This is a genomic window from Streptomyces sp. URMC 127, from assembly GCF_051386535.1.
Classification (GTDB): Bacteria; Actinomycetota; Actinomycetes; order Streptomycetales; family Streptomycetaceae; genus Streptomyces.
The window spans coordinates 1-16,127 of the sequence record NZ_JBPQTW010000072.1 but is presented as its reverse complement, the minus strand read 5'-3'; the positions used below and the strand labels follow the sequence as shown (position 1 = coordinate 16,127).

The 16,127-nt window shown below is 74.4% G+C and carries 4 protein-coding genes; all 4 read right to left on the bottom strand.

Annotated features, from left to right (window positions below):
- Positions 1 to 115 precede the first annotated feature (115 nt).
- The gene (locus ACSNOH_RS17090) at positions 116 to 1,315 is read right to left on the bottom strand and encodes a cytochrome P450 (RefSeq protein ID WP_436722206.1); all 1,200 of its coding nucleotides are present in this window, start codon (positions 1,313 to 1,315) and stop codon (positions 116 to 118) included.
- A 59-nt stretch (positions 1,316 to 1,374) separates the two neighbouring features.
- Positions 1,375 to 2,631, bottom strand: coding sequence for a crotonyl-CoA carboxylase/reductase (ccrA, locus tag ACSNOH_RS17085; protein ID WP_436722205.1), 1,257 nt, complete (start codon positions 2,629 to 2,631; stop codon positions 1,375 to 1,377).
- A gap of 70 nt (positions 2,632 to 2,701) precedes the next feature.
- Positions 2,702 to 12,802: a type I polyketide synthase gene (locus ACSNOH_RS17080; protein ID WP_436722204.1), complete on the bottom strand. Its 10,101-nt coding sequence runs from the start codon at positions 12,800 to 12,802 to the stop codon at positions 2,702 to 2,704.
- 46 nt (positions 12,803 to 12,848) lie between these two features.
- Positions 12,849 to 16,127 (bottom strand): SDR family NAD(P)-dependent oxidoreductase (locus ACSNOH_RS17075; protein ID WP_436722203.1); only part of this gene is annotated, 3,279 nt, incomplete at its 5' end.

Sequence of the window (16,127 nt, the reverse complement as noted above, 5' to 3'; positions counted from 1 at the left end):
GCTATGCGCCCCTGGGTAGGGCAACCCCTAGTGTTCGGGGCGGCACCCGGCCGCCCCGGCGGACGCGGCGCCGCGGGCGCTGCTCACCTGTGGGGGGTCGGCCGTGGTACGGAGGTCACCAGGTGACGGGCAGCTCGTGCACGCCGTAGAAGACCATGTCGGTGCGGAAGCGGAGCTCCTCGACGGGCTTGGCCAGCCGCAGCGTCGGGAAGCGGCGGAACAGGCTCTCGAAGACGATCTGCAGCTCGATGCGGGCGAGCTGCTGGCCGATGCACTGGTGGGCGCCGAAGCCGAAGGCCAGGTGCGGCGCGGGGCGGCGGGTGATGTCGAAGCGCTCCGGCTCGTCCACGAAGGCGGGGTCGAAGTCGGCGGCCAGGACGTGGGCGACGACCTGCTCGCCCTTGGCGATGCGCACGCCGCCGAGCTCCACGTCCTCGGTGGCGACGCGCTCGCCGCCGAACTGGCCGATGGTGAGGTAGCGCAGCAGCTCCTCGACCGCGTTGCCGATCAGCGACGGGTCCTCGCGGAGCAGGGCGAGCTGGTCGGGGCGGTCCAGGAGCAGCGCCGCGCCGAGGCCGATCATGCAGGCGGTGGTGTCGTGGGCGGCGATCAGCAGGGTGCCGGCCGCGTTCATGAGGAACATGTCGTCGACGACGCCGTCGGGGTCGTCGGTGGTGATCAGCGCGGAGATCAGGTCGTCGCCGGGGTTGGCGCGGCGCTCCTGGACGAGCTGGTAGAGCAGCCCGCCCAGGCGCATGCCGGCGGCCTCGGTGGCGGCGGCGTCCTGGTCGACGCGCATCATCGCCTCGGCGATCTCCTGGAACTCCGGCCGCCGCTCGACGGGGACGCCGAACAGGTCGGAGATCACCATGGACGGCACGGGGTTGGCGAAGGTCTTCACGAGGTCGACCGGGCCGCCCTGCGCTTCGATGGCGTCGAGGTGCTCGTCGACGATGCGCTGGATGTTCGGCCGGAGCGCCTGCATGCGCCGGACGGTGAACTCCTTGGCGAGGAGCTTGCGGTCGGCGGTGTGGTCCGGCTCGTCCTGCCACAGCAGGCTGCCGCGGCCGGGCTTCTGGGTGACGACGCCGTCCTGGGTGTGCAGCGCGTGCGGCACCTTGACGCTGAACGACGGGTCGCGCAGCAGGGCGCGCACCTGCTCGTAGCCGGTCACCAGCCACGCCTCGTGGCCGCTGGTGAAGGTGGCCCGGGTTACCGGGGCCTCGGTGCGGATGTCGCCGATGCCGTCCGGCGGCAGGAACGGGCAGCTGCGGGCCTTGGGGACGGCGGGCGCGCCGGCGGTGGACTGGGACATGACTCTCCTTGCGCTTGCTGGTGGAGGGGGAGGGTGGTGCGCCGGGTCGGCGGGCGCGCTCAGGCGGCGGGGAGTGCGAGGGTGGTCTCGCCGCGCCGGGGGGCGTTGACGAGGACGGCCATGTTCCCGGAGGGGTGCACGTTGTCGTGCATCATCTGGTGCATGCGGCCGATGTCCTCGAAGCCCTCGCAGGCGGACAGGCAGGGGTCGAGCATGCCGGCGCCGACGAGGTTGATGACCTCGCGGCACTCGCGGGCGTTCGCGTAGTGCGAGCCCTGCAGGCGCTTGGAGCGCATCCACAGGTGGCGCAGGTCGACGTCGCCGTTGTAGCCGGAGGTGCCGCCGCAGATGACCACCATGCCGGCGTTGTCGCACAGGTACATCGAGGTCGGCAGGGTGTCCTGGCCGCTGTGCTCCAGGACGATCCGCGGGGACTTGCGCTCGCCGAGGATCTCCCAGATCTTCTTGCCGACGCCGCGGGCGCCGCGCAGGAAACGGGCCGAGGCCTCGGCGTCGCCGGTGTCGGGCAGCCGGCCCCAGTGGTCGAAGTCGCGGCGGTTGACGGTGCCCTCGGCGCCGAGCGCGCGGCAGTACGCGGCGCGGTCCTCGTCGGAGACGACGGCGATCGGGATGCCGCCGGCCAGCCGGACGAGCTGGATGGCCATCGAGCCGAGGCCGCCCGCACCGCCCCAGATCAGGACGGGGTCGCCGGGGCGGACGGTGTTGCCCTGCCAGCCGAAGAGCTGCCGGTAGGCGGTGGGCCCGGTGAGCAGGAAGGCGGCCGACTTCTCCCACGACAGGTCGGCCGGCTTGGGGTGGCACTGGTACTCCTCGACGCGGCAGAACTGCGCGAAGGAGCCGTAGTTGGTCTCGTAGCCCCAGGCCTTGGTGCTCTCCGAGACCAGGGGGTCGGCGCCCATCCGGATGTCCGCGGCGGTCTCGTCCCACTGGCCGCTGGTGACCAGGACGTGGTCGCCGACCTTGACGTTGCGGACACCTTCGCCGACGGCCCACACCACGCCGGAGGCCTCGGAGCCGCCGATGTGGAAGTCCTCGGTCTCGCCCTGGCGCTGCCGCATCCCGATGACGTCGACCGGCCTGCCCAGCGAGGACCACACGTTGTTGTAGTTGATGCCGGCGGCCATCACGTAGACCAGCACCTGGCCCCGGCCGGCGACGGGGGTGTCGACGACCTCGGTGCGGAACGCCTGCTTCGGCTCGCCGAAGCGGTTCTGGCGGATCACCGACGCGTACATCCGCGGCGGGACCACACCGAGCGGCGGTATCTCGCCGATCTCGTAGAGCGCCTTCGTCATGTCTGTCTCCCACATCTGCTGAGTGCTGGGCTGCTGTTGGTGTCGGTGATCCGCCGGGGCGGGCCCTCGGTCACCGGTGACGGGGCGGGTCCGTGTCGAGACCGGCCAGCCAGGAGCGCACGGCTTCGGCGGTGGTGCCGGCGTGGTGCTCCATCATCGAGTAGTGGTTTCCGGGCACCTCGACGACCGTGTCCACGTGCTCGGGCGGTGCCGCGCGCCCGTCGCCGTCCGCGGCGCCCGGCAGCATGGGCTCGCTCGCCCGTACGAGCAGGGTCGGTGCGGTGACCGCGGGTGCGTCCCACGCGTCGAACAAGCCGATGTAGCGGCCCATCGCGGTGAGCTGTTCGGCGCCGGAGCTCGTGAAGTCCAGGCGCTGCGACTGCGCTTGGGCCATGGCGTTGAGCACGTCCGGGTCGAAGGGGACCTCAAGGCTGAAGCTGTCCACCATCACCACGGCCGCCGGGCGGACGCCCTGGGCCTCCAGGTGCGCGGCCACGCCGTGGGCGATCCAGCCGCCGGAGGAATAGCCGAGCAGGACGACGGGCTTGTCGCCGGCGCACTCCAGCACGGTGCGGGCGTGCAGGCGGAGCACGGCATCCGCGTCGGCGGGGACGAGCTCGCCCTCTTCGTAGCCCGGGTGGGCCAGCCCCCACACGTCCGCCCGGTCACGGAAGGGGGCGGCGAACCGCGCGTACTGGACCACCCTGGACGGGGCGACGTACGGCGCGAAGCACATCAGCGCGTACGGCTGGTCCCCCTGGGAGAACCGTACGGTCTCGGGCCGTCCGGCCAGCTCCTCGGGGCGCTCGAAGGAGGGCCGGAAGCGGGCCGCCTGCGTCAGCATCCCCATGGCCTCGCCCGCCATGCCGTTCTCGCTCGCGTGCCGGTAGAGCTGCACGAGCATGTCGGCGGGCCGCTCCTGGGCGGGGCCGCTGCCCGGGTACGAGAGCAGCGTCCGCAGGTGCCTGGCGAGCTTGGCGGGCGTGGGATGGTCGAAGGCCAGCCCGGCGGGCAGCTTCAGGCCGGTGGCGGCCGACAGGCGCCGGCGCAGGTCGATCGCGGTGAGCGAGTCGAAGCCGAGCTCCAGGAACTGCGCGGTGGGTGCGACGTCCTCCGCCGAGGCGTGGCCGAGGACGACGGCGCTCTGGGAGCGGATGTGCTCCAGCAGCCGTTCCTCCTGCTCGGCCGGGGCGAGCCCGGCGAGTTCGGCGGCCAGGCCCGCTTCGGCAGCGCTCTCCTCGTCGGCGGCCTGCCCGGCCTCCAGGAGCCTTTGTACGTCCGGCAGGTCGGCCAGCAGCGGGCTGGGCCGCCCCACGGTGAAGGCGGGCAGGAACTTCTCCCAGTCGATCGGCGCGACGGTCAGGGCCGCCTCGTCGTGCTCGACGGCCTGGTGCAGCGCGGAGATGGCGAGCTCGGGGGCCATGAAGCCCAGGCCCCGCTTCTCGCCGCGCTCCTGGACGGCGTCGTCGACCATGCCGCCGCCGGCCCAGCCGCCCCAGGCGACCGAGGTCGCGGTCAGGCCGCGGGCCCGCCGCCGCAGGGCCAGGGCGTCGAGGAAGGCGTTGGCGGCGGCGTAGGAGGCCTGCCCGCCGCTGCCCCAGACGCCGGCGCCGGAGGCGAAGAGGACGAAGGCGTCCAGCTCGCGGTCGCCCAGCAGCTCGTCGAGGTGCAGGGCGCCGGTGACCTTGGACGCCGCCGCTTCGGCGAACTCGTCGAGACCGGCGCGGGCCAGCACGGACGACCGTGCCGTGCCCGCGGCGTGCAGCACCGCGGTGAGCGGATGCCGGGACTCGATGCCGCCGAGCAGCCGGGCGACCGCGTCGCGGTCGGCGATGTCGCAGGCGACGAGGGTGACCTCCGCGCCCAGGGCGGTCAGCTCCTCGCGCAGTTCCCGCGCGCCGGGGGCGTCGAGCCCGCTGCGGCTGGTGAGGACGAGGTGCCGGGCGCCCGCGCCCGCCAGCCAGCGGGCCAGGTGGCGGCCCACGCCGCCGGTGCCGCCGGTGACCAGGACGGTGCCGCGGGGCCGCCACGGCGTGGCGGGCTCCGCGCCGGCGGGCCGCGCCCGGACCATGCGCCGGCCGAACACGCCGTCGGCGCGGACGGCGAGCTGGTCCTCCTCGCTCTGGGCCAGCACGCCGACGAGGCGGCGCAGCGCGTGCTCGTCCAGCTCCTCCGGCAGGTCGACGAGGCCGCCCCAGCGGCGGGGCAGCTCCAGCCCGGCGACGATGCCGAGGCCCCACAGCTGTGCCTGGGAGGCGTCGCGCAGCGGGTCGCCGGCGCCGGTGGACACGGCGCCGCGGGTCGCGCACCACAGCGGTGCCTGGACGTCCAGGTCGCCCAGCGCCTGCAGCAGCGTCACGGTGGCGGCGAGGTTCGCGGAGAGCGTCGGGTGGTCCGGGTGGTGGCCGGGGGCGAGGCCGAGCATCGACAGGACGCCGGCGGGCTGTTCGGTGCCGAGCTCCTCGGCGAGCCGGTTCGCGGCGTCCGCGCGGTCCCAGCCGGCGGGGAGCTCGACGACGCGCACCTTGGCGCCGTGGGCGCCGAGCACGCCGACGACGCAGGGCGCCCACTCCTCGTCCGCCAGCCCGGCGGGGAGCACGGCGAGCCACAGGCCGTCCAGTTCGGGGGCCGCCGGGTCGTCGGCGAGCTGCCGGAAGGCGATCCGGTAGCGCCAGCCGTCCACCGTGGACTTCGCGCGCCGGCGCTGCCGCCACGCGGACAGCACCGGCAGCGCCGGGCCGACGAGGGCGGCGTCGTCCGCGCCGAGCTCACCGGCGAGCCCGGGCAGGTCGGCGTCCTCCACCAGCTCCCAGAACCGGGCCTCGGCGGGGTCGGCGGCGGCGGTCGCCGGGTCGGCGCCCTCCAGCCAGTACCGCTGCCGCTGGAACGCGTACGTCGGCAGGTCCACGCGCCGTGCGGGGAGCCCGGCGAAGGGCACCGACCAGTCCACGTGCACGCCGCTGACGTGCAGTTCCGACACCGAGCGCAGGAAGCGGTCCATGCCGCCCTGGTCCCGGCGCAGCGATCCCCCGGTCACGGCGTCGGCGCCGGCCGCCTCCGCGATCTCCTGCACGGCGCCGACGAGCAGCGGGTGCGGGCTGCACTCGACGAAGATCCCGTGCCCGTCCTCCAGCATCGCCTGCACGGTCTGCTCGAACTCCACCGTCCGGCGGGCGTTGCGGTACCAGTACCCGGCGTCGAGGGCCGTGGTGTCCAGGGCGGTGCCGGTCACCGTGGAGTAGAAGGGGATCTCCGCGGCGCGCGGCGCGACGGGGGCCAGCAGGTCCAGCAGTTCCGCGCGCAGGCCCTCGACCTGGGCGGAGTGCCCGGCGCCGGTGGCGCCGCGGACCTTGCGCACGCGCAGGCCCTCGGCCTTGAGCTCCGCCAGCAGCTCCTCGACGGCATCCGGGTCGCCGGAGACGGTCAGGGTGGCGGGCCCGTTGACGGCGGCGACCGACAGGCGGTCCCCGTACTTCTCCAGGCTGCCGCGGATGCGTGCGGCCGGGGCCGCGACCGCCAGCATCGCGCCCTTGCCGGTCAGCTTGGTCAGTGTCCGGCTGCGCAGCGCCACGATCCGGGCGGCGTCGTCCAGGGTGAGGGCCCCCGCGACGTACGCGGCGGCGACCTCGCCCTGCGAGTGGCCGGTCACGGCGGCGGGCGTCACCCCGTGGGAGCGCCACAGCGCGGCCAGCGACACCATGACCGTGAACAGCGCGGGCTGGGCGACCTCCACCTCGTCGACGCCGGGGGCGCCGGGCTCGGCGCGCAGGACGCCGAGCAGCGGCCAGTCCAGGTAGGGCGCGAACGCCTCGGCGCAGGCGCGGGCCTGCTCGGCGAAGACCGGGGAGGTCTCCAGCAGCTCCCGGGCCATCTCCGTCCACTGCGAGCCGTGGCCGGGGAAGACGAAGGCGACCTTGCCGGAGGCCGTGACGGCGCCCTGGACCACGCTGTCCGCGGGTTCGCCGGCGGCGAGCGCGGCGAGCCCGGCCTTCAGCTCGTGCCGGTCGCGGCCGATGACCACGGCCCGCTGTTCCAGCTGCGTCCGCGTGGTGACGAGGGCGCGCCCGGCACCGGGCAGGGAGAGCCCTTCGGTGCGGTCGAGGTGGTTCAGCAGGCGGCGCGCCTGCTCGCGCAGGGCCCGCGCGGACTTCGCGGACAGCGCCCACGGGATGGCGCTTCCGGTCAGGGCGGTGCCGGCGTCGCGGCCCGCGGCCTCCTCGTCCTCGGCGGGTTGGGCCTCGGGGGCCTGCTCGATGATGGTGTGCACGTTGGTGCCGCTCATCCCGAACGAGGAGACGGCCGCACGCCGCGGCCCCTCACGGTCGGGCCAGGCGGTCTGCTCGGTGAGCAGGCGGACGTGCCCGCCGGACCAGTCCACGTCCGGGGTCGGCTCGTCGGCGTGCAGCGTCCGCGGCAGGACGCCGTGACGCAGGGCCATCACCATCTTGATGACGCCGCCGACGCCCGCGGCGGCCTGCGCGTGGCCGATGTTGGACTTCAGCGAGCCCAGCCACAGCGGCCGGTCCGCGGGGCGCTCCTTGCCGTAGGTGGCGAGCAGGGCCTGCGCCTCGATCGGGTCGCCGAGCCTCGTGCCGGTGCCGTGGGCCTCCACGGCGTCCACCTCGTCCGGGGCGAGCCGGGCGTTGGCCAGGGCCTGCCGGATGACCTGTTGCTGGGCCTTGCCGCTGGGCGCGGTCAGGCCGTTGGAGGCGCCGTCCTGGTTGACCGCGCTGCCCCGTACGACGGCCAGGACCTCGTGCCCGTTGCGGCGCGCGTCGGACAGGCGCTCGACCAGGATCAGGCCCGCGCCCTCGGCGAAGCCGGTGCCGTCGGCGGACGCGGAGAACGCCTTGCAGCGGCCGTCGGCGGACAGCGCGCGCTGCCGGCTCGACATGGTGAACGCGGACGGGCCGGCCATCACCATCACGCCGCCGGCCAGGGCCATGGAGCACTCGCCGTTGCGCAGCGCCTGCACGGCCAGGTGCAGGGCGGTCAGCGAGGACGAGCACGCGGTGTCGACGGTGACCGACGGGCCCTGCAGGCCGAAGGTGTACGACAGGCGCCCGGAGATCACGCTGGCCGCGTTGCCGCTGGGGATGTAGCCCTCGACGCCGTCGGGCACCTTCAGCGGGCGGGCGGTGTAGTCCTGGTAGCCGGAGCCGACGAAGACGCCGGTGGCGGTGGAGCGCACGCTGTGCGGGGCGATCCCCGCGCGCTCGAAGGCCTCCCAGGCGGTCTCCAGCAGCAGGCGCTGCTGCGGGTCCATCGCGACGGCCTCGCGCGGGCTGATCCCGAAGACGGCGGGGTCGAACTCGTCCGCGTCGTGCAGGAACCCGCCGTGCACGGTGTACGTGGTGCCCTGGTGGTCGGGGTCGGGGTGGTAGAGCGCCTCGACGTCCCAGCCGCGGTTGCCGGGGAAGCGGGAGATCGCGTCGCGGCCGTCGGCGACCAGGTCCCACAGGTCCTCGGGCGAGCGCACGCCGCCGGGGTAGCGGCAGGCCATCCCGATGATGGCGATCGGCTCGTCCAGGGCAGCGGCGGCCGCCCCGGCCGCGGCCTGCGCGTCCTGCCCGCCGGAGACTTCGCCGGTGAGTTCGCCGGTGAGTTCGCCGAGCAGGTGGGCGGCGAGGTCGGTGGCGGTCGGGTGGTCGAAGACCAGGGTCGTGGGCAGGGCGAGGCCGGTCGCCTCGTTGAGCCGGTTGCGGAGCTCCACCGCGGTCAGGGAGTCGAAGCCCAGGTCCCGGAAGGGCCGGCCGGCCTCGACGGCGCCCGCTCCGCGGTGGCCGAGGACGGCGGCGGCGTGCGTGCGCACGAGGTCCACGAGGGTGCGTACGCGGTCGTCGTGCGACAGCCCGGCCAGGCTCGCGGCGAGCGCGCCGGAGCCGCGGGTCTCCTCGGGGGCGTCCCCGGCGAGCGTGGCCCGCACCTCGGGGAGGTCGCCGAGCAGCGGGCTGGGGCGGCCGAGGGTGAACGGCACGACGAAACGCGGCCAGTCCACGTCGGCGACGGTCACCGTGGTCTCGTCGCGGTCGAGGGCGTGCTGCAGGGCGGCGATCGCCGACGCGGGGCTCATGGCGCGCAGGCCGCGGCGCAGCAGCCGCTCCTCGTCGTCCCCGTCCTCGACCATGCCGCCGCCGGCCCAGGGGCCCCAGGAGACGGCGGTCGCGGTGCGGCCGCGGGCGCGGCGCTGCCGGGCGAGCCCGTCGAGGAAGGCGTTGCCGGCGGCGTAGGCGGCCTGGCCGCCGCTGCCCCAGACACCGGAGATGGAGGAGAAGAGGACGAAGGCGTCCAGCTCCTGATCACCCAGCAGTTCGTCGAGGTGGGCGGCGCCCGCGGCCTTGGCGGCGAGCGAGGCGGCGAAGGCGGCCGGGGTGGTGGCCTCCAGCATGCCGGCGTCGGCCACTCCGGCGGCGTGGAAGACGGCGGTGACCGTGTGCTCGCCGAGCAGGGCCGCCACGGCGTCGCGGTCGGCCACGTCGCACGCGGCGAGCGTGACGCGGGCGCCGAGGGCCTCCAGCTCGTCGCGCAGGGCGGCGGCGCCGGGGGCGTCCGCGCCCCGGCGGCCGGCGAGGACGAGGTGCTCGGCACCGCCGCGCGCCAGCAGGCGGGCGACGTGGCCGCCCAGGGCGCCCGTGCCGCCGGTGACCAGGACGGTGCCGCGGGGCTGCCAGCGGCGGGCGGCCGGGCGGGCCGGCGCGTGGGCGAGGCGCCGGGCGAACACGCCGGAGGCACGGACGGCCAGCTGGTCCTCCTCCCACCGCCCCGTCAGGGCCTGGGCCAGCACGTCGGCGACGCGCGCGGCGGTCCGGTCGTCGAGGGTCTCCGGCAGGTCGATCAGGCCGCCCCAGCGCCGGGGCAGCTCCAGGGCGGCCGTGCGGCCCATGCCCCAGACCGCGGCGTGCCGGGCGTCCCGTACGGCGTCGGAGCCGCCGGCGGCCACCGCGCCCGAGGTGAGGCACCACAGCGGGGCGCCGACGCCCGCGTCGCCCAGGGCCTGGACGAGGAGCAGGGTGGGCAGGACGGGGTCGCCGTTGAGAAGCAGGGACAGCACGCCGTCGACCGGCCCGGTCCCGGCCAGGTCCGCGGCCAGTGCGGCGCGGTCGGCGGCGGGGCCGACGACCACGGTCCGCAGCGTGGCGCCGCGGGCGGTGAGCGCGGCGCGGACCGCGGCGGCCTGCTCGTTCTCCTCCTCCGGCACGGCCAGCAGCCAGGTGCCGCCGGGGCCGGAAGGAGCGGGGTCGGCGAGGCGCTTCCACGACTCGTGGTAGCGCCGGGCGTCGACGGCGGACTGCTCCTTGCGCTGCCGCCGCCACGACGACAGCCTCGGCAGGACGTCGCTGAACGTGTCCTCGGCGGCGATGTCCAGGGTCTCAGCGAGGGCCTGCAGGTCCTCGCGCTCCACGGTCTCCCAGAACTCCGCGTCCGCCGGATCCGCCGCCGTCGCGGCGGTGGCGGGCCCGGACTCCGGGGCCTCCACCCAGTACCGCTCGTGCTGGAAGCCGTACGTGGGCAGGCCGACGGTCCGGGCTCCGGGGAAGAGGGCCTGCCAGTCCGGGGATACACCGTGGACGTGCAGCTGCGCGAGGGCCGTGACGAGGGCTTCCCGCTCGGGGCGGTCGGCCCGCAGGGCGGGCACGGTGACGGCATCGACAGCCTCGGCGGCCTCGGCGGCCTCGGCGGCCTCGTTCAAGCAGCCCTGTGCCATGCCGCTCAGGACGCCGCCGGGGCCGATCTCCACGAAGGTCTTGACGCCCAGCTCGCGGAGGATGCCGATGCCGTCGGCGAAGCGGACCGCCTCGCGGACGTGGCGGACCCAGTACTCGGGGGTGTACGGCTCGGCCAGGTTGCCGGTGAGGTTGGAGACGACCGGGATCTGCGGTGCGTGGAAGGTCAGGCCGCGGACGACCTCGGCGAACTCCTCCAGCATCGGGTCCATCAGCGGCGAGTGGAAAGCGTGACTGACCTTCAGCCGGGAGGTCTTGCGACCCTGCTCCCGGAACACGTCGGCAACAGCGGTGACCGCGTCCTCGGCGCCGGAAATCACCACGGACTGCGGCCCGTTGATCGCCGCGATGCCGGCGCCGTCAGTGAGGTGCGGCAGCACTTCGTCCTCGGTCGCCTGAACGGCCACCATCGCACCACCGGCAGGCAGGGCCTGCATCAGCGCGGCACGGGCGGATACCAGCTTCGTGGCGTCATCGAGTGAGAGCACGCCCGCCACGTGGGCAGCAGCAATCTCGCCTACGGAGTGACCGGCCACGTAGTCCGGCCGCACGCCCCACGAGGCGAGGAGACGGAACAGCGCCACCTCGACAGCGAACAGCGCAGGCTGCGTGCACCCGGTCTGATGAAGCGTTTCTGCATCGACGTCGACGGGCGCGTCCAGCCTCGCGCACACCTCGTCGTACGCCTCGGCGAAGACGGGGAACGCCTCGTACAGCTCACGCCCCATCCCCAGCCGCTGCGAACCCTGGCCCGAGAACAGGAACGCGGTCTTCCCGCCGGTCGGACGTCCGAGCAGCACACGGGACGAGGGGATTCCGGCGGCCAAGTCCTGCAGACCGCCCAGGAGTTCCTCGCTCCCCTCCCCCACGACCGCGGCCCGGTGGCGCATGGCGGCGCGGGTCGTGGCCAGGGACAGGCCCACGTCCTCGGGCCGGGCCCCGCCCTGGACGAACGGCAGGAGCCGGGCCGCCTGGGCCCGCAGCGCCGTGTCGGTCTTGGCGGAGAGCACCCACGCCAGGGGACCGCCGGCGGGAGCCCCTGCGGGCTCCTCGTCGGTCGCCGGGGCCTGTTCGATGATGGTGTGGGCGTTGGTGCCGCTGACACCGAACGACGAGACCGCGGCACGGCGCGGACGGTCGGTCTCCGGCCACTCCACCGCCTCGGTCAGCAGCCGTACGTCACCCGCCGACCAGTCCACATGCGGCGTCGGCTCGTCGACGTGCAGCGTCCGCGGCAGCACACCGTGCCGCATCGCCATGACCATCTTGATGATCCCGCCGACACCGGCAGCCGCCTGAGCGTGACCGATGTTCGACTTCAGCGACCCCAGCCACAACGGCTGTCCCTCCGGCCGCTCCTGGCCGTATGTGGCCAGCAGCGCCTGCGCCTCGATCGGGTCACCCAGCGTCGTGCCCGTGCCGTGCGCCTCCACCGCGTCCACCTGGGCGGCGGACAGGCCGGCCGAGGCCAGGGCCTGGCGGATGACCCGCTGCTGCGCGGGCCCGTTCGGGGCGGTCAGGCCGTTGGAGGCGCCGTCCTGGTTCACCGCAGTGCCGCGCACCACCGCCAGCACCTGGTGTCCGTTGCGGCGGGCGTCGGACAGCCGCTCCACCAGGAGCATGCCGACGCCCTCGGCCCAGCCGGTGCCGTCCGCCCCGGCGGCGAACGGCTTGCACCGCCCGTCCGGCGCCAGTCCGCGCTGGCGGCTGAACTCCACGAACGCGGTGGGCGACGTCATCACCATCACGCCGCCGGCCAGCGCCATCGAGCACTCGCCGGTGCGCAGCGACTGGATCGCCCAGTGCAGCGCCACGAGCGACGACGAGCACGCCGTGTCGACCGTGACGGCCGGGCCTTCCAGGCCGAAGGTGTACGCGATGCGACCGGACATCACGCTGGCGGAGTTGCCGGTCCCGAGGTGGCCGCCCGCGTCGCCGGCCACGCCGAGCAGGAGGTTGAGGTAGTCCTGGTAGCCGGAGCCGACGAAGACGCCGGTCCGGCTGCCCCGCAGCGTGTCCGCGTCGATGCCGGCGCGCTCGAACGTCTCCCAGGTGGTCTCCAGCAGCAGGCGCTGCTGCGGGTCCATCGAGACGGCCTCGCGCGGGCTGATCCCGAAGAATTCGGGATCGAAGTCCCCCGCCTCGTAAAGGAATCCGCCGTGCCGCGCGTAGGTCTTGCCCGGCGCGTCCGGATCCGGGTCGTAAATGCCGTCCACGTCCCAGCCGCGGTCCGCCGGGAAGTCCCCTACGGCGTCGCCGCCGGAGACCACCAGCTGCCACAGGTCCTCCGGCGACCGCACGCCGCCGGGGTACCGGCAGGCCATGCCCACGATCGCGATGGGTTCCTGGTGCTTTTCCTCGACCTCGCGCAGGCGCTCCTTGGCCTGGCGGAGATCTCCGGTGACCCGCTTGAGGTATTCGAGAAGCCTGTCTTCGTTGCTGCTCATCCGCCCAATCCGTCCTCGGCTGCTGTTAAAGGTAGGGGGCCAAGAACTAGGAATTTTCTAGATCTTGATCGATCAGATCGAAGATGTCGTCGATCGTCGCGTCCTCGAGTTGCCGCTGTGCGTCGGCGGATTCGGCTCCTTGGTCACCGGTGGAGCTGACCAGGGACAGCAGTTCCTGCAGTCGCCTGCGCACTCCTGCCCGGACCGCCTCCTCGGCGGAGGCGGAGGCGGCGGTCGAGATCACCGACTCCAGGCGGTCCAGCTCGCCGAAGACCGAGATCTCGGCCGGGCCCGTCCCGTCGGTGAGTTCGCCGCGCAGGTACCGGGCGATCGCCTCGGGCGTCGGGTGGTCGAAGACCAGTGTGGCCGGCAGGGTCAGGCCGGTGTCGGCGGTGAGGAGGTTGCGCAGTTCCACGGCCGTGAGCGAGTCGAAGCCGAGGTCGCGGAAGGCCAGGTCCGGTTCCACCGCCGCCGCTCCGCTGTGCCCGAGGACGGCGGCCGCGTGGGCGCACACGGTGTCCACGAGCAGCCGCTGCTGCTCGCCTTCGGACAGCGCGGCCAGCTTCTCCCGCAGCGCGGACGGCTCCGCGGACGGCTCGGCCGGGTCCTCGGCGAGGGCCTCCCGGACCTCGGGGAGTTCGCTCAGCAGCGCGCTCGGCCTGCTGACGGTGAACGGGACGACGAACCGCTCCCAGTCCACGTCGGCCACGGTGACCGCGGCGTCGCCGCCGCTGAGCGCACCGTGCAGGGCGGAGATCGCCCGGTCGGGCCGCAGCACCGTCAGGCCGCGCTGCCGCAGCCGCTCCTCGTCCCCGGTGTCGGCGACCATGCCGCCCTCGCCCCACGGGCCCCAGGCGATCGCGGTCGCGGCGAGGCCACGGGCGCGCCGGTGCTGGGCGAGGCCGTCGAGGAAGGCGTTCGCGGCCGAGTACGCGGCCTGCCCGCCGCCTCCCCACACGCCGGAGATGGAGGAGAAGAGGACGAAGGCGTCCAGTTCACGGTCCGCGAGCAGGTCGTGGAGGTGGACCGCCCCGAGGGCCTTGGCGGCGACCGTGGCCGCGAAGTCGCCGAGGTTCGTGTCGGCGAGCATGCCCGGCTCGGCGGTGCCGGCCGTGTGGACGACGGCGTTCACGGGGTGCTCGGCCAGCAGCGCGGCGAGCGCCTCACGGTCGGCCACATCACAAGCCGCAACGGTCACACGAACCCCGGCCGCCTCCAGCTCCCCCACGAGACCGGCCGCACCGGGAGCGTCAAGGCCCCGGCGGCTGGTCAGCACCAGATGCTCCGCACCCGCACCGGCCAGCCAGCGAGCCACATGCCCGCCCAAAGCACCCGTACCACCCGTGATCAGCACCGTGCCCCGCGGCGACCAGGCACGGTCCTTCCGGCCTGCAGGTGTACGGGTCAGCCGGCGGCCGAACACACCGCGGTCGCGGACCGCAACCTGGTCCTCGTCCGACTGACCGAGCACCGCGGCCAGGCGACCGGCAACCCGGTCGTCCACCGTCTCCGGCAGGTCAACCAGACCGCCCCAGCGCTGCGCGTGCTCCAGCGCCGCGACCCGGCCCAGACCCCAGACCTGGGACTGGAAGGGGTCCGCCACCTCGTCACCGGGGCTCACGGCCACCGCGTTCCGGGTCGCGCACCACAGCGGGGCACCGATGCCCGCGTCACCCAGGGCCTGGACGAGCAGGACGGACAGCGCGACGCCGGTCGTCAGGGCCGCGGCCGCCGGGGCGGGCGAGGCGTCGACGGCGAGCAGCGACAGGACGCCCGCGACGGCCTCGTCGCCTGCGGCTCCGGCGAGTTGCGCGGCCAGATCCTCCCGGCCGCCGGCCGGCTCGACGGGGACGGGCAGCGCGGCCAGGCCCCGGCCGGTCAGCCCGCGCAGGCAGGCGGTGACCCAGTCGTCGCCGAGGTGCGCAGCGCTGACCGGAACCAGCCATACACCGTTCCGGGCAGGGGCCTGCGGGGCGGGATCGGGGATCCCTTTCCAGGTGATGCCGTAGCGCCAGCCGTCCACGGTGGACTGCTCCTTGCGCTGCCGCCGCCACGACGACAGCCGCGGCAGCACGTCGCTGAACGTGTCCTCGGCGCGGATGTCGAGGGTTCCGGCGAGGGCCTGCAGGTCCTCGCGCTCGACGGTCTCCCAGAACTCGGCGTCCACCGGATCAGCGGCCGTGGCGGTGGTGGCGGCGGTGGTCTCCGGCGCGTCGAGCCAGTACCGCTCGTGCTGGAAGGCGTACGTCGGCAGGCCGGTCTTCCGCGCGCCGGGGAAGAACGCGCTCCAGTCCACGGGGACGCCGTGGGTGTGCAGGTGGGCGAGGGCCGTGACGAGGGCCTGCCGCTCGGGGCGGTCGGCCCGGAGGACGGGCACGGTCACGGCTTCGTCCACGCAGCCCTGGACCATGCCGCTCAGGACGCCGCCGGGGCCGATCTCGACGAAGGTGGTCACGCCCAGGTCGTGCAGCGTGTGCAGGCCGTCGGCGAAGCGGACCGCTTCACGGACGTGGCAGACCCAGTACTCGGGGGTGTACGGCTCGGCGAGCCGGCCCGTGAGGTTGGAGACCACCGGGATCTGCGGCGCGTGGAAGGTCAGGCCGCGGACGACCTCGGCGAACTCCTCCAGCATCGGGTCCATCAGCGGCGAGTGGAAGGCGTGGCTGACCTTCAGACGGGACGTCTTACGTCCCTGCCGCGCGAAGATCTCGGCGATGGCGGTCACCGCGTCCTCGGCACCGGAGACCACGATCGACTGCGGGCCGTTGATGGCAGCGATGCCGACGCCGTCGGTGAGGTGCGGCAGCACCTCGTCCTCGGTGGCCTGAACGGCCACCATCGCACCACCGGCGGGCAGGGCCTGCATCAGCGCAGCTCGCGCCGACACCAGCTTCGCCGCGTCCTCAAGCGACAGCACACCCGCCACATGGGCGGCCGCGATTTCGCCTACGGAGTGCCCGGCCACGTAGTCCGGCCGAACGCCCCACGATGCGAGGAGCCGGAACAGCGCCACCTCGACAGCGAACAGCGCAGGCTGCGTGCACCCCGTCTCGTGCAGCGTCTCGGCGTCCACGTCGACGGGCGCGTCCAGCCGCGCGCACACCGCGTCGTACGCCTCGGCGAAGACGGGGAACGCCTCGTACAGCTCGCGTCCCATCCCCAGCCGCTGCGAGCCCTGGCCCGAGAACAGGAACCCTACCTTCCCTCCGGGCCGGCCCTGAACGACTCCGGGCGACGGCATTCCTGCGGCCAGGTAACCCAGTCCGCGGCGGAAGTCGTCACAGCTCTCGCCGATGACCGCCGCGCGGTGGCGCAGGGCGCTGCG

Bases quoted from the DNA above. Each gene is read 5' to 3' on its own strand.
- ACSNOH_RS17090 (WP_436722206.1), bottom strand. From the start codon at position 1,315: ATGTCCCAGTCCACCGCCGGCGCGCCCGCCGTCCCCAAGGCCCGCAGC.
- ccrA (WP_436722205.1), bottom strand. From the start codon at position 2,631: ATGACGAAGGCGCTCTACGAGATCGGCGAGATACCGCCGCTCGGTGTG.
- ACSNOH_RS17080 (WP_436722204.1), bottom strand. From the start codon at position 12,802: ATGAGCAGCAACGAAGACAGGCTTCTCGAATACCTCAAGCGGGTCACC.